General features: G+C 43.0%; 10 protein-coding genes. All 10 read left to right on the forward strand.

Features of this window, described 5'->3' with window-relative positions:
- Positions 1–3 precede the first annotated feature (3 nt).
- The 10 genes from tssC (at position 4) to CZ794_RS08750 (ending at position 16,172) form a co-directional block, all read left to right on the forward strand.
- Positions 4–1,494, forward strand: coding sequence for a type VI secretion system contractile sheath large subunit (gene tssC / locus CZ794_RS08705; protein WP_087041211.1), 1,491 nt, complete (start codon positions 4–6; stop codon positions 1,492–1,494).
- 54 nt (positions 1,495–1,548) lie between these two features.
- A complete protein-coding gene (locus tag CZ794_RS08710) occupies positions 1,549–2,052 on the forward strand; it encodes a type VI secretion system tube protein Hcp (protein WP_087041212.1) in 504 nt (167 codons plus the stop codon).
- 100 nt (positions 2,053–2,152) lie between these two features.
- On the forward strand, positions 2,153–2,632 hold the full coding sequence (gene tssE / locus CZ794_RS08715) for a type VI secretion system baseplate subunit TssE (RefSeq protein WP_087041213.1): 480 nt from the start codon (positions 2,153–2,155) through the stop codon (positions 2,630–2,632).
- 54 nt (positions 2,633–2,686) lie between these two features.
- Positions 2,687–4,510, forward strand: a complete 1,824-nt coding sequence (tssF, locus tag CZ794_RS08720; RefSeq protein WP_087041214.1) for a type VI secretion system baseplate subunit TssF — start codon at positions 2,687–2,689, stop codon at positions 4,508–4,510.
- Positions 4,474–5,484 carry a type VI secretion system baseplate subunit TssG gene (tssG, locus tag CZ794_RS08725; protein WP_087041215.1) on the forward strand — a complete coding sequence of 337 codons (1,011 nt, stop codon included), beginning with the start codon at positions 4,474–4,476 and terminating at the stop codon, positions 5,482–5,484. Before tssF ends, tssG begins: the two co-directional genes overlap by 37 nt.
- A 99-nt stretch (positions 5,485–5,583) precedes the next feature.
- Positions 5,584–8,520, forward strand: coding sequence for a type VI secretion system ATPase TssH (gene tssH / locus CZ794_RS08730; RefSeq protein ID WP_087041216.1), 2,937 nt, complete (start codon positions 5,584–5,586; stop codon positions 8,518–8,520).
- Entirely contained in the window at positions 8,520–9,668 is a 1,149-nt protein-coding gene (gene tssA, locus CZ794_RS08735; RefSeq protein WP_087041217.1) for a type VI secretion system protein TssA, read from the forward strand. The genes tssH and tssA overlap by 1 nt, the downstream gene beginning before the upstream one ends.
- Before the next feature lie 123 nt (positions 9,669–9,791).
- Positions 9,792–12,533, forward strand: coding sequence for a contractile injection system protein, VgrG/Pvc8 family (locus CZ794_RS08740; protein ID WP_087041218.1), 2,742 nt, complete (start codon positions 9,792–9,794; stop codon positions 12,531–12,533).
- A 54-nt stretch (positions 12,534–12,587) separates the two neighbouring features.
- On the forward strand, positions 12,588–13,508 hold the full coding sequence (locus CZ794_RS08745; RefSeq protein WP_087041219.1) for a hypothetical protein: 921 nt from the start codon (positions 12,588–12,590) through the stop codon (positions 13,506–13,508).
- 18 nt (positions 13,509–13,526) lie between these two features.
- On the forward strand, positions 13,527–16,172 hold the full coding sequence (locus CZ794_RS08750; RefSeq protein WP_087041220.1) for a T6SS effector BTH_I2691 family protein: 2,646 nt from the start codon (positions 13,527–13,529) through the stop codon (positions 16,170–16,172).
- The last annotated feature ends 11 nt before the right edge of the window (positions 16,173–16,183 follow it).

A 16,183-nucleotide genomic window follows, 5' to 3' on the forward strand; every position in this document is an offset into this window, starting at 1 on the left:
ACCATGAGTGCTCAGGCCCAGCAGAATATAGTAACCGATCCGTTAGATAACGAAAGCTATGACTTACTCGAAGAAATCGTTAGTAAAAGTAACATTGCCAAGTCTGATGAAGAAAAGAATCGTGCAAAGTCACAAATCGCAGAGCTGGCTAATGAAGTTATGCAAGGCACAGTGACTTTATCTGATAATTTATCAGCATCGATTGACGCCCGTATTGCACAGATTGATGCGCTAATATCTAAACAGCTGACGACAGTGATGCACGCACCTGAATTTCAAAAATTGGAATCCAGTTGGCGCGGTCTGCATTATCTGTGTAGTCAAACCCCATCAGAATCGATGCTAAAAATACGCATGATGAATACCACGAAACGTGAGCTTACCAAAGACTTTCAGTCTTCAATAGATTTTGATCAAAGCACCTTGTTCAAGAAAATATACGAAGAAGAGTTTGGTAGTTTTGGTGGTGAGCCATACGCGGCCATCGTTGGTGATTTTGAGTTTACCCGTCAAAATGCTGATATGTATCTACTTGAGCAATTGTCTCATGTTGCTGCTGCTTCTCATGCACCCTTTGTATCAGCGGCCTCTGCTGAAATGTTTGGGCTGGACTCCTTTACAGATATTGGTCGCCCTAGAGATTTATCAAAAATATTTGAAACCGCTGAGTACATCCGCTGGCGCGCATTTAGACAATCAGAAGACGCCCGTTACGTTGCTCTTACCGTTCCTAGTTTTTTAGGTCGTTTGCCCTATAACCCTAAAGACGGCACCGTGGTTGAAGGCTTTAACTTTACAGAAGAGGTTTCTGGCAACGATCATAGCGATTATCTATGGGTTAACGCGGCTTATGCCTTTGCGTCGCGTTTGACCTCAGCCTTTTCTGATTATCGCTGGTGTGCTGCGATTCGCGGGGTAGAAGGTGGTGGTTTGGTAGAAAACCTACCTGTGCATACCTTTAAGACGGATGAAGGAGATCTGGCGCTTAAATGTCCGACTGAGATCTCTATTACCGACCGCCGTGAAAAAGAGTTAAGTGACTTAGGCTTCATTCCATTAGTCCATTGCAAGAACACCAATTATGCAGCGTTCTTTGGCGCACAGTCCGTTCAAAAAGCCAAAACGTATCAGAACGACGATGCCAATGCCAATGCTGTGCTATCAACTCAGCTTCAATACATCATGGCCGTATCACGCATTGCTCATTACTTAAAAGCAATGATGCGCGACAAGGTTGGTAGCTTTTTGGCACCTGGCAATGTTGAATCTTTCTTGAATGACTGGATTTCTCGCTACGTCTTACTAGACGATGGAGCCTCACAAGAAGCAAAAGCCCAGTATCCTCTGCGCGAAGCTTCTGTACAAGTTGTAGAAGTGCCAGGTAAGCCTGGTGTCTACAAGTCAGTGGTTTTTTTAAGACCACACTTTCAACTTGACGAGTTGTCTGTTTCTTTGCGTCTGGTCACTCAACTGCCGCAGGCTAGCAACAGCTAATCATTTATTTAAACTTAATGTTAAATCTAAACCTCCTAAAACAAGGTATGTGATATGAAAGATATTTATATTCAGTTTCGTGGTAAATACAAGATCGATGGCGAGTCGCGTGATAGCGAGCATAAAGGTTGGCTTGAAGTAAATACGTGGGATCACTTAATCCGTCAGCCAAAATCAGCAACAGCAAGTAGTGTTGGTGGTCATACTTCTGAGCGTTGTGAGCACGCTGATATGACTTTCATAAAAGATTTGGATTCTACAAGCTCTAAATTATGGGAAGCTTGTTCTGCTGGTTATACCTTTGATGAGATCCAAATCGATTTTTATCGTGCCAATGGTGACAAGCGTGTTAAATATCTTGAGATAAAGCTTAAGCATGCGCTTATCGCTAGTGTTGAGCCTACAGTACGTTCAGAAGGTGTCCCAACTGAAAAAGTTGGTATCAAGTATGCTGCGGTTGAGTGGACTTACACGCAACAAGATATCGACGGTACTGCTAAAGGTGCGGTTACTAAGAAGTGGTCATTAGCCAATAACACTGCCACTTATACTGCCTAAGCACGGTAGTATCAGAGGTTCTTTATCTATCGTGCCAAAAAAGAAAGGTTTATAGCTAGACCTTTCTTTTTCATTTTTACAAAGGGGAGTGATCGTATCAATGCATTACGCTACCAAAGACATTGGATTTCGCCCAAACTTATTTGAACAGCTGTTTGATGATCAGCCTCGTGAACTGGGGCATGAACTTGTGGTTCGCCGTCTTAATATCGATGAATTAAAATCGTCAGTCGCGCAAGATTTAGAGTCTTTATTAAATACGCGCTGTGTGATATCGCACAAGCTACAAACATACCAACAAGTGCGTTCATCCATATTGAATTTTGGCATATTGGACTTTGTGGGACTCAGTAGCGCCAATCCTGCTGACTGTGACTATATCTGTCGACAAATCGCTCAAACCGTTGAGCAGCAAGACACGCGATTAAAAAATGTTCGAGTATCTTTAGATATTGGGGCCGTCGATGTCAACCAGCTGTGTTTTTCTATTGAAGCTTTGTTGAAAGTTTACCCAGCACAAGAGTTAGTCAGTTTTGACGCGTTCTTTGAACCAAGCTCACAGCGTTACGTCATAAAATAACCGATAGTGCTACTCAACTTTTACAGTGGGTAGCGATAAACATATTGAGGCGTCATGGACAGTCTACTTCCTTATTTTGAGCATGAACTTAGTTTGTTTAGTAAACAGTCAAAAGCGTTTGCCAAAAAATATCCAAAAATAGCCAATCGGCTATTGATGGGACACGACACGGTAGATGATCCGCATATTGAGCGATTGATACAAGCTTTTTCACTGATTAGTGCCCGTATTAATAAAAAACTAGACGACTCGTACGCTGATTTTACCGAGTCTTTGTTAGAGGTCGTTTATCCCGATTATCTCAAGCCTTTTCCTTCTGTTTCTATCGCACAATTCAATTTAGGCGTGCAGGGCGGTGCGATGAGTGAAGGTGTCGTGGTGCCTAAAAAAAGTATGTTTGCCACCCAAAAAATAAATGGGACGCCTTGTCAGTTTCAGTCAACCCAAGATGTGACTTTGCTGCCGCTACAAATAGACAGCGTCGACTTTGATACACGTCAAGAAGTATACGACAATCAGTATGGGCTGCTTAACGGTTGCATTAGTATTAAATTTAAAGCGCTTAATCCAAGCTTCGATTATCAAGCGTTATTGAACCATCCGCTAGATTTATATATTGACGAAGATGCCAGTCAAGGCACCAGCTTATGGGATTTATTGGGCTGCGATATTAGACAAACGCATTTTCATGGTAGGCAAGTTGATAAGACAGTCGGCAGTCCGTTTGAGATTATTGGCTTTGATCCTGAGCAGCAAATTCTCCCTACCCACCGTGTCAGTAATGCCGCTTCTACTTTATTGAAAGAGTACTTTTATTTTCCTGAAAAATTCAATTTTTTACGCCTGAATCTGGGTCAGGTTTGTCCTGACATGAAGATTGATAGTAACGGCTTTGAGGTTCGTTGCTATTTTAATTTTGATAAAAAAAACACCATCCGTCTAAAAAATCTACAGCAGTTGAGCGTTTCTAGTATCAAGCTGTTTTGCACACCTGTCGTAAACTTATTTAAAGCGGCAGCCAAGCCTATTCAAGTGACGCATCGTTCTATCTATTACGATCTAGTACCTGATACACGCGCACTGTTTCAGCATGAAATCTACGAGGTTCAAAAAGTTATAGAGTCTAAACAAAATGATAATCGCTTGATACAACGTGAGTATCATCCGTTTTACGCGCTCAATCACTATGAGCAGCAAGACGAAGGCCGTTATTACCACGTTAAACGTGACAAGGATATGGCAGAGTTTAAGCAGGGTTTTGAATATCAGATTATGTTTGTAGAAAAAAGCCGTGAAGACCTTTCAGGCGCGGTGAGTATGAGTACTTCTTTGCTGTGTACCAATCGAGATCTGCCAGCTCAAGTGGTATTCGGTCAAAGTCGCGGTGATCTGTTTAGTGAAGGGATGACGGGTTTTAGTAGTTTGTCGCTATTGAAGCAGCCAACCAGAACAGCACGGTTTGAATATACAGGGGAAGAACGCTGGCGCTTGATTTCCTTGATCAGCTTAAACTTTTTGTCGCTGGCTTCTCAAGATGCAGAACTCATGAAAGAGTACTTGTCCCTATATGACATTACGCAATCTGCTTCTAACAAACTATTGGTTGAGGGAATTGTCTCTGTCGCCACCCGTATTGAAGCTCGGCGTATCCAGCGTTTACCGCAACCTGGGTTTGTGCGTGGTACTGTGATTGATATTCACATTAACCAAAAGAATTTCGCTGGTGTCAGTATTCGCCAGTTTGCCCATTTATTGGCTCATGTTTTTGGCTATCACGCCAGCCTCAATAGTTTTGTTCAGGTTGCCATTAGTGATGCTGTGACCAAGGAGGAGATATACAGATGTCAGCCACGCAGTGGTCTCAGTCCTCTTATTTAACTGATCTCATTGCTCAGCCACAATCCTATGAGCTATTGCAAGCATTACGCTTGGTTCAGTCTGAGATCAATATGGGACTTGCGCCTATTGAGATACGTTACCGTGCTTCCTTATCACTGGCTTTCCCGCAAGCTGAAATTGAGTCGCTAGCGCTCATCGCTCAAGAAAGTATGGATGCCAAAGCAGGTCAGGTAAGCGTGAGGCAAGTAGAAGTCTATCCAGCTGTCATTGGGCTGACAGGGCCATTATCTGCTTTGCCAGCGATGTATACCGATCATTTGGCATCACGTGTGCAACATGTGAAGGACAAGGCAGCGCCCGCTTTTTTGGATTTATTCAATCACCGTTTGACGGATTTATATGTTCAAGCCAGCTGGTTTTATAACTTGCCGTTACAGTATGAATTAAATCGCAAAAAAGACAGCTATTTGCTCAGCTTACGAGCACTGGCACGCCAGCCTAAAAAGATTACGGCAATCGATAGCTTAATTGCTTATGCAGGGATGATAGCCCCAGGACGTCTCACTGCCGATCAATTGGCGCATGTATTGTCTCATTTTTTAGACAGTGCTGTGAGTGTGCAGCAGTTTGTACCTGAATGGTTTGATCTGCCAGTAACGGAACAAACGGCGCTTGGCGGGCAGCATGCAACGCTTGGGCTATCGGCATTTTGTGGCGCGCGCGCTGTACAGTTTGATAGCAAGATTAGAATCGTATTCCATCAGCTAGATGACAAACGTTATCTTAGGTTGTTACCTGCAGGTGATATGTATCAAGTCATCATCGACTTTATTCGTAAGTGGTGCGGGGTGTGTTTGGCGGTTGAAATGCAGCTGGAATTGGATAAGCAATATATTACGCCGTTGTCTTTATCTGAAAGTCATTTTGGCAGCTTGGGGCGAGGTGGTTTTTTGGTATCGAAGCCTGCTAATGCGCATCACGATGACACCCGCTATGCGTTACCAATTCAGTAAATGATCATGACGACTTAGAAGCAGTTTATCAGAACACACTATACATAAACCCTATGACTATAATTTCAAAATCAATAAGAATGCTAAAGGAAGAGAGTTATGAGTCAGTTAAAAGCTGTGATTACCCGTTTGAGTCCGAGCTGCCGACAGTGTTTGCAGCAGGCAGCGCGACTTTGCATTGATAAAGGACATCGTGAAGTAGATACCATTCATTTGCTGCACGAACTCATTGCCACTGCGCACAATGATGTGGCGCAAATATTGAAAGCGAATAAGATCAATCAGCCGTTACTGCTAGCAGAGATCACAGACTTATTGGGCGCGTTTGGTCAGGCAACAGGCTCAACACCGGTCTTTAGTGAGCGTTTGATGGCATTGCTCGAAGACGCATGGGAGCTGGCAAGTAGCCAATATAGTCAAAGTGAGGATAACAATAGCCCACTAGAAATCCGCTCTGGACACATATTGCTGGTGCTTTTGACGCACGAGCGTTATCAATCATTACTTCATGCCCTACCTGAGCAGCTTCAGTATATCGATCGCTTTACGCTAAAAGACGACTATGAGCGTCAATGCATTGGTAGCACTGAGGGCAGTAGTTCCGCCAAACTCGATAAAAATGGTAATAAAGACAATAAAAATAAAACAGATAATGACAGCGATAATACGAATGTAGACATCGCGCAAACTGCTCAGCCCACACCAGCGCTAGACAAATATACGTACGACTTAACCGCCAAAGCGACTGCTGAGCAAATAGATCCAGTCATTGGTCGTGAGTTTGAAATTCATCAACTGATCGATATTTTAATTCGTCGTCGTCAAAACAACCCAATTTTGACAGGTGAAGCAGGCGTGGGCAAGACTGCCGTAGTAGAAGGCTTGGCACAAAAAATAGTGGCAGGTCAGGTTCCAGACCAACTCAAAGACGTGACGATACGTAGTCTCGATATGGGACTGCTACAAGCAGGGGCGAGCGTTAAGGGTGAGTTCGAAAACCGTTTAAAGCAAGTCATTGAAGAAGTACAAGCATCTGTACAGCCAATCATTTTATTCATTGACGAAGCGCACACCCTGATTGGGGCGGGCGGGCAAGCGGGGCAAAACGATGCAGCCAACTTGCTCAAACCCGCACTGGCTCGCGGTGAGCTACGAACGATTGCTGCCACGACTTGGTCGGAGTATAAAAAGTACTTCGAAAAAGATGCAGCATTATCGCGTCGCTTTCAAGTGGTCAAAGTCGAGGAGCCTGATATTGATACGGCAGTGGCGATGATTCGTGGCTTAAGCGCCAAAATGCAAGCGCATTTCGGTATCTTGATAGATGATGATGCGCTACAAGCCGCCGTTGAGCTGTCAGCCCGTTATATTAGTGACAGACAGCTGCCTGATAAAGCAGTGAGTGTATTGGATACAGCCGCCGCCCGTGTGAGTTTATCAAAGACCGCTATGCCCAATCAGCTCGACAAATTAAAAGCAAAAGGCACGCAGTTAGAGCAGCATATCAATAATCTCAGTCAGCAGCTTGAGCGTATTGGCGGTGTTGATGAAAAAGAAAAGGTTAGCCAGCAGATATCGGTGCTTGATGAGCAGCGCCAAGCCAATCAACAAAGTATTATTGATATGACGGCTCGTTGGCAAGAGCAGCGCACGCTCAATGATCAGCTTGATGCGCTCAATCAACAGTTGAATGGCAAAATCAAAGGCTCTGATACCCTTAGTGCAAAGGAGCGCTTAGACAAACAAGCCGAGTATCAAGCGATTGAGCAAGCGCTAAAACAGGTACAAGAAGCACATCGACTTATTCATGCCGTATTGAATCGGCAGGTCATCAAACAGATTATTTCAGATTGGACCGGTATTCCACTTAACGATATGGCAGGTAATGAAAAAAACCACATATTAACCTTGGCGGATACCTTGCAAGCACGCGTCATTGGACAAGACCATTCTGTTGCCACCATCGTTAAACGTATTCATACGGCCAAAGCACGTCTAGATGATCCCAATCGTCCGCAAGGGGTGTTTATGCTTGTGGGTCCAAGCGGTGTAGGCAAGACAGAGACCGCATTGGCACTATCCGAAGTACTCTACGGCGGTGAGCGTAACCTTATTACGATTAACCTCTCAGAATATCAAGAAGCGCATAGCGTTGCCTCGTTGAAAGGCTCGCCACCAGGCTATGTTGGTTATGGCGACGGTGGCGTGTTGACGGAAGCGATTCGTCGTCGTCCTTATAGCGTACTGTTACTTGATGAAGTAGAAAAAGCGCATCCCGATGTATTGGATTTGTTTTATCAAGTCTTTGATAAAGGCGTCATGGAAGACAGCGAAGGTCGCTTAATCGATTTTAAAAACACCCTTATTTTATTGACCAGCAATATTGGTTCATCGCAGATTATGCAGCAGTGTATCAATACAGACCCTACTAATACTGACTTTAGCCTGCCAGACAGTGACCGCTTAAAACAGGTAATTAATCCGCATTTATACAAAGCCTTTAAACCTGCATTTTTGGGTCGTCTAACGGTGATTCCATATTATCCGTTGACCGATGACGCGCTGGCAGAAATTATTCGCCTCAAGCTTCATAAAATTACCGATCGCATTCGTAACAATTACGACGTGCCTTGTGTCATTGACCCTGAGGTGATTGAGCTGATTTTATCTCGTTGTCATGAAGTTGACTCGGGTGCACGTAACGCTGATGCCATCATTAGTCATACGCTATTGCCACAGCTGGCAAGTCAGCTACTGGCTCATGATGACAGTCAAAGCGTGCTCAGGAAGATTACGGTATTCGTCGATGCCGATGATAACTTTGCTTATCGTCTCGACTGCGATTCTGTTGTGGCGCTCAACCAAATGGCACAATACAGTGAAACTAAAACTAAAACTAAAACTAAAACTGAGACAGAGAGTGGCTCTAATACCGAGACCATTTTAGCCACTAAACCGATTAGCAAAAAAACCACTAAAGAGACATCAGTCAAAAAAACAACCCGTAAAAAACCAATTAAGGAAGAATCCCTATAATGAAAACTGATAATTCCTTAATGACCACGATTGACACGCTGATTGCTCCTATTGAAGGCAGTCATCATGGCGTGGGAGAAGATTTAATATTTGACCCACGTGTGGATGCCATTGTTGCTGCTCGTCAAGAGGATGATCCATTACTAGCGCAAGGCAACTGGGTCACTGAGTTAAAAATTGCCGATTGGGATTTTGTCAAAGAGCAATGTGCAGATTTATTGAGCCGTACCAGTAAAGATATGAAGCTGGCGCTTTGGTATGTCGATGCGCTCAGTCATACCGACCACTTAGCTGGCATCAGTCATGGCATTAGCTTGTTACAGGCGCTCAATGAAAAGTATTGGCTCACCATGTATCCGCCACTTGATGGTGAAGAAGATAGCATGGATATCAGGGCAGGACTGCTGTCATGGTTTGTCAAAACGCTAACCGATGACCTTAAACAGTTATCACTCTCCGATACCAAGGCTGGCAATTATAATTATAACTATTATCTAACCGCTCGCGATCATGATAAGCAGCGTCAGCAAAATCCAGATGGTGAAACACCCAATCAATTAATACTGAGTGACTATAACCATGCCATAAAAAACAGTAGCGATTTATGGCAACAGACACTAATGACCAATCTCATGACCGTCATTGAGCAATGGCGGACGCTCACCGATCAGCTGAACGACCTCATGGGTATGGATGCGCCCGTGTTTGCGCCAGTGACGGATTTATTGGCAGCCCTTAGGCAGCATCTGCGCTCATTGCTTCCAGAGGCTGCCATCAATGCAGACGGTGCTGGTGCAGAAAATAACAATACAGCCGATGTTATAGAAAATGGAGAGTCTATTTTGGATAACGGCGGACAAGCAAGCAATTCTACAAACGCTAAGCCAACCAGTTTTAACCCGAGCAATCGCGATCATCAAAGTAACCGTCAGCAAGCGCTTAAGTTATTGGGTCAAATTCAAGATTACTTTGCGACCAATGAGCCGCACAGTCCAGTGACTTTTCTTTTAGGCCGAGCGATTGATTGGGCAGACATGCCACTAGATCAGTGGTTGACCCACATCATCAAAAATGAAGATCAATTAGCGATGCTCTCTGACATGATCGGTATTCAGCCAAAACGGGAATCCTCTGACGATGGGTATTGATATCTAAGCATTTAGTGCCTTATTTATATTATAGGTAAGGGGCTAGAGCACGTTTTCACGTTTAACTTGTTGGCTTTTTGATTTTGATATTTAAACCGTTGGACTGAGATAGAAGGGCTTATCATGGTATGGACTCAAACAAAGCGGCACTTGCAAATCAGCAGTGCCCATCCTGATATCGCAACCAGTCTTGTACAGCAGGCGGATATCATTGAGAGTTTACTGGGCATGCCACTCCCGAACAGTGTTTGGGCGACGCCTACGCTCATGCCAGTGCCGAGTGACTATCCAAGTCCTTATCATCATGACCAACGTGCTCAAAGTTATAAAGAGCGTCAGCTTGCGCTGTATTGTGGCTACCGCATGAGTATTACCTTATTGCATCCACAAGCGGGACTCAATATCACAGGCTGGCTAGGGCAGATGCTTTCGGTTCAGTGGTTTACTGGTGATATGGCACTACCGCATCAAACTCGTCACGGTATAATCACAGAAGTGGTTGCCCTTGGTAGTAATAGCGGCATGGCAGCTTATCGTATTGTCTGCGAGCCTGCATTAAACCAGTTACGTCTCTCTAGCCACAATCGTCGTCATCATCACCTTAGCCTCAGCGAGCTCATCACTGATATATTAAGCCCCTATGGGATGGACATCGAGATCGATGAGCGTTTGAGCGATTATCATATTCAGCACAGCGTGCAATACAACCAAACAGATTTGGCTTATTTGACTCAGTATCTTGCTTTATACGGCGTTACAGGTTACTACCGTCATGAAGCTGATAAGCACACTCTAGTCTTATTGCCGAACGACGCCGAAGCATTGCGTCCAGATACCACTGAAGTTCATAGTATATTGAGCCAAAACCCAGCCAATCTTGCCGACAGACAAGACCGAATCACGGCCATTCATCCGCGTGTTGCTCAGCATACTCAACAAACCGATATTTATCGTTATGACAATCGATTAATGAGCACATATACTGGTAGCAGCACTAGTGAACAACCGATCGATTCGAGTAGTCCAAATAATCATACCCGCTTCCTACATAGTCATACTCGCTTCGATGATAACAGTCTGGGTGATCTTGCTACTCGTTATCAAAAAAACGCTGAGCAGCTTGCTAATGTAAGTAGCCTTGCTGGTAATATCCGTCATCTGAATCTACCAAGTGCACACTATATCGATGGTAATCCTTATGTGACAGAGCCGATTAGCCTGACGTCTATTCATCATCGCATTAATAATCATATTCCGGCAGATTGGCTGGGCAGCGCACCCTTTGATCCAATGACGTTGCAGCCTCATTTAATTGATAATGACAATAATAGTGAGGACGATAGTAATAATAATGTCCACCATATCACTGCTTGCTACCTACCATTTCCGCATCATAACCATATTCCTTTTGGCGAACAGCTAGCTAAGATCGGGCAGCCGCACCCCAGTCTCACTGGACTGATGAGCGCCAGCATTATTGATACCAATAGTAGTGCCATTACCACTGACCGAAATCACCGTGCTCATATTCGCTATCATTGGCAAAATGATGAAGGCGGACAGGATAATAATAGTGACACGTCTCACTGGGTACCTATTGCTAGCCATCTGGTTGCCGATCACATGGGACAAACCCATCCACTGCGCCATGGCCAACACGTCTTGATCGACTTTATCGGGGGTGATATTACCCATCCCATCATCATCGGTAGCATTCATAACGGTCAAGGCAACAGTGACGCCCAGCACAATAGTATTGCCAGTGACACAGACTTCATCGACGCCACCAGTCCGACATGGTTTATCAATCAAAGCCATCCCCATCCTATAGACGGCATCAAAACCCAAAGTATCGACTCAAGCCGTACGGGGGATGCGACCAAAGACAGCCTCGCTAACGGCTACAACCAGCTCATGTTTGATGCTCATCCTGAGAGTCCGCAAATCAATGTCTATAGCACAAGCTACCAAAGCAGCCTGACGATTGGTCATCTATACCAGCATACCGACCACACGCGAGGCCTTGCACGTGGACGCGGCATCAGCATAGAGACTGGGGCCGCCGCTAATGTACAAGGTAGCAGAGGACTGCATATCAGTAGTCAGCAAGCAGATCCCTCATCAAACCCTCATATGAGTCATGACAGTCATAGCAAACTACAAACCGCCGATCAGCATCAACAAGCGTATGAGCAACTCGCCAATACCCATCAGCCTGTCGGATTGGCTAGCGGTGCCAATAACAAACCAAGTGGTAGCCAAAACCAAGAAGACGCTCAAACGCCATTTGCCCAGTTTAGTAAAGACACCAATGACACAGCATTAAGCGAATCTGGACAATGGCAACAGTCGCATCTGCTTATCGACTCCCAGCGTCATCTCGCCATACTCAGTGGACAGCATAGCCAATTTACTAGTATCCAAAGCACGCATAGTCATGCGACAGAAAGCACCCATCATCACAGTCAAACGCAGATGAATCAACTGGTCGCAGGCGATATTCATTACTACTCAAACAAAGCACAAACTCATACTGCCGCGCATGGTGATGTGACCATACAAGCGCATCAAAGCGAGATGCGCCTTGATAGTGAGCAAGTACTGCGTATCCATAGCCGAGACAGTATTGAGATCATTGCGCCTGATACGCTGACGTTAAAAGCTGCTGGCAGTGGAATTGAGATGTCTAGTGGTAATGTGACGTTTATCACGCCAAGCCAAGTAGGTTATAAGGCAAGTAAGGTAGATTGGGGTAGTGGGGGCGGTGCTGCTAAGGAATTAGTGATGAAGCAAATGCAGTTTGAAGCTTGTGAGAAGTTAGCAGAGCAGGCTGAGGACAATCATGCCGCTAGTACCGACTTGTAATAAAGATGACTTTCACTCAAACCTTATATACAGATATAAAAGCATGACAGTATCATGAATATTCAACCAGAAAAACCATTGAGCATAAGTCTACAGACGCAAATGCTTAACGCTAGGGTACTTAGTACCTTTGACGTCATGATTGTTCATCATAGTCAAACAGAGTTGATTGAAGAAATTCATTCTGTTTTTCCTGATGCCATATATTCATTAGAGCAGGAACTGATGCGCTATCACATGATTGATAGTCCAGTCATGGTCACGCTAAGCTCAGACATTAGTAATATATTAGAGGTGCATTTGCAGCAGTGTGAGCTGCTATCTCGTCATCACGGGATACTCACACTATTGGATTATACTGCCCCTAATATAAGAGCATATAAAACAAGAGTCAGTGCAAAAGAGTATCTACCAGATGATCCTGAATGGCAGCAGCCAATAGTTACTGTAACTGATATAGAAGCCTTCAAACCAGATACTAAGCAAATCGCTCGTTTACTAGGATTGAACCAAATCATCCAGAAAGGTGGTCAAAAAAAGCATTTTCGCTACTTAGATGCGCAAGTACTGATTCACCTTTTACCGTTACAACAGCACCATTATATTGCCAATCGCTATGGCTATCCCAAGCGGCTGTGGTTGGCCTTTGGTAGTGACTGGTGCAGTTTAGATAAGATTCACGATTGTGTACTAGACACTAAAAGCTATATCCAACATCAATCAAGCTACTGCCCAATCGCTCAAAACCAGTTAGATAACATTAGTATACTCAATCGCTTCTTTGCTAAAGAAGTGATTGATGGTAACGATTTGATATTCAATCACTATGAGGCATTACTTAGTTGGTTGGACAAAGCCAACACTCAACTAACCGCTGCCACGCACCTTACCAATCCTGTGGATCGTATGACGATGATGAATAGGTGGCTGTATGAGTGCTATGAACAATCTAGCTTAGCAGAAATAGATAATTAAAAAATAAGGAACAAGGTCATGGCAGAGAGATGTGAGCAGTGCTTGACGGAAGGGATTACATTATTACCAATGCGTTGGGGCTGTAGTATTGATATTAATGAGCTAGGCATAGCTAATTTATCTTATCCTCAAAGGCTATTGCATGAGGGCTATGTTTATATTCTGGATAATAACAATAAATGGTATGGCTATATTATTACTGAAGGTCGTTATTTTAAAGGTTTCACGGTAACTGGTGTATCAGGTCCGCCGCCTTATGCAAATGAGCCTGACTTACCTTACAAAGACTCAACATGCTTAAAGGGAGGTAACTGTACGGTATTAAACAGCTTTATCCGCATTCCTAATCCAAATAACGATATTGAAACGTTATGGATAGCTTATAGTCCTGTTAAATGGACAAAAACAGTATTAGATAGGCATAAAAATAATACTGATGGTGCTAAAACAAATAATATGATTGAACTTAGCCAAGCACTAAAAAATAATTCTAGGTTATATGAAGCTGGTCAAGCAAGTACATGGGGTTATGCATCGGATGGAGGTTCAAATTCACAGGCTTTATTTGGAAACCTTCCTATAGAGTACGGACCTATAGGGCCTTTTCAAATAAGAGAAAAATTTATAAAACCAAACCCATTCACAAATGAGGGTTATCTGCCGAATAAACAAAAAGAAGCAATAGAGTTAAATAATGCACTCATTAGCTATATGAGAAAAGATATAGATACGACTGGTGAAGACAACACAGTATTTGTTGTCACTTTTTCTGACTCTGTTGGTACGCTGATTGATTTAAATGAGCTTATGATTAATATTGAAGATTATTATGATTCAAAACTACTTAAAAGTATGTCTGTTAATTCTTTTGATACACTGAATCATAAAGCATTTATTGCTAACACTATACTTGATTTAGAAAACCAGATTAAATCTAATGCTCCAGCATATGCTGATAAACGGAAGCGAGAGTCTCTAAGTGATCCCTATGGCTCTAATCACATCTTCTTGACTTCAAAAGAAGATTTGGCAAAAGGTTATTATAAAAATAATTGGGAAGAGGGTTTTAAAGAGTTTATTAGATATGATGAAATGAAAAAATGGTCATCTAGCTATGATAAGGCTAAAAACACTAACAATATAAGTCGAAAAGAAATATTAGATGAGTTAGTTGAAGCTTATAACGAAGAATTACTCTCAGAATACCTAAAAGCAGAAATGACGTACAATTTTGATAGTGGCGATATAGACAGCTGTGCAAGTTATACGCTGACTGTACAAGAGTTTATTGGTTCAACTGCCAAGTACTCTATCATAGCCGAACAGTATACTGCTATGCTGACAAAAAATTCACTTTCAAACAAAAAAAACTACTTAGGCCGAGCTTACTGTTTCAATGATGACAGCACTATTAACCAAGTTGAAAATCAAAGCAAAGGCCTTACCATTAATGGCATTTTAACACTTTCATGGTCTGCAGCAGCAGGAGAGGTGTTATCAGTGATTAAAAATAAATATCTAACAAAGTTAAAAGATTATGGTACTACCATTACTTTAGAGCAACTCACCTTTGATACTTACTTATACGCTCGTAAAATTGGTAATGATAAGCTAGTAACCAGTACTGCTTACCCAAATATAAAGCTTGGGCGTAGTGATTTATTGATGAGTATATTTACTAGAAGGCCTTTGTCTGTGGTTACCGTTGAGGGTAATATTAAAGAAATTACTAAAGGGGTTTATGGGCTACTCAAAACAGAACTTAGCAAAAATGGTGGTCAGCAAATAAGTAACAATAAGCTGAGAGATGCCGCTTCACAATTTGTCAATGAAATGGAAGCAGATGGCATTGAGGTAAACAAAAACATAACTACCAAAGTGACTGTTTTCGTTAGTATAGAGGCTTTGACTAATGCTAATAGTGCAAAAAGCTCAGCAGATATAGCAAAAGCTATGATGACTGATTACAGACTAAAATTTGAAGAGTTTAAAGTTTTTTATAAAAGTCAAGCATCCCAGTCAGGTGCTGGTAATTTTGGTGGTGTACTACAAGTATTGTCTTGTTTAAGTCTGTTTGGAGGCTTCATAGATTCTGCTGGTACTGATGCGAAAGAGCCTTTACACAAGTTTGGTGCCAGTATAGCGATATTGGCAGGTGGTGTGGTACAGCATAGAGCTGACGTTGTTGGTTTAAGAAGAGAGCTTTATGGGGCAGTTCCCACTAATAGTCCTCACAGACAGGTTAAACTGGCTAGAATGGTAGAAGGTACTGAACTTGCTTATTCAGGTCTAAAAGTAGGCGCTAGGAGCCTTAATATTGGTGGGGCAGCCGTCTTTGCTTATTATGACTATCAAGCAGCGATGACTAACTTTGAAAATAATGATAATGCAATGGGTGTCTTGTACTTAACATCTGCTGGTTCGGGCGTTATATCAACTACTTTGCTCGCATTTGGTGTTAGTGGTTCGTGGGTACCGGTAGCGGGGTGGGTTATTTTGGGTGTATCTATCGTGGCTGGGTTGGCTATTATGTGGTTCGAAAGAACACCGTTAGAAAAATGGCTCCAGTATGGTACTTGGGGGACAGATAATAAATCGTGGACATTTGAAACTGAAAAGCTAAAGCTTGAAAAAGCAGCCAATGGCGAAGCCATAAAAATTTAGGACAATGAATA

Origin of the sequence: Psychrobacter sp. JB385, assembly GCF_900163785.1 — a bacterium.
GTDB lineage: Bacteria > Pseudomonadota > Gammaproteobacteria > Pseudomonadales > Moraxellaceae > Psychrobacter.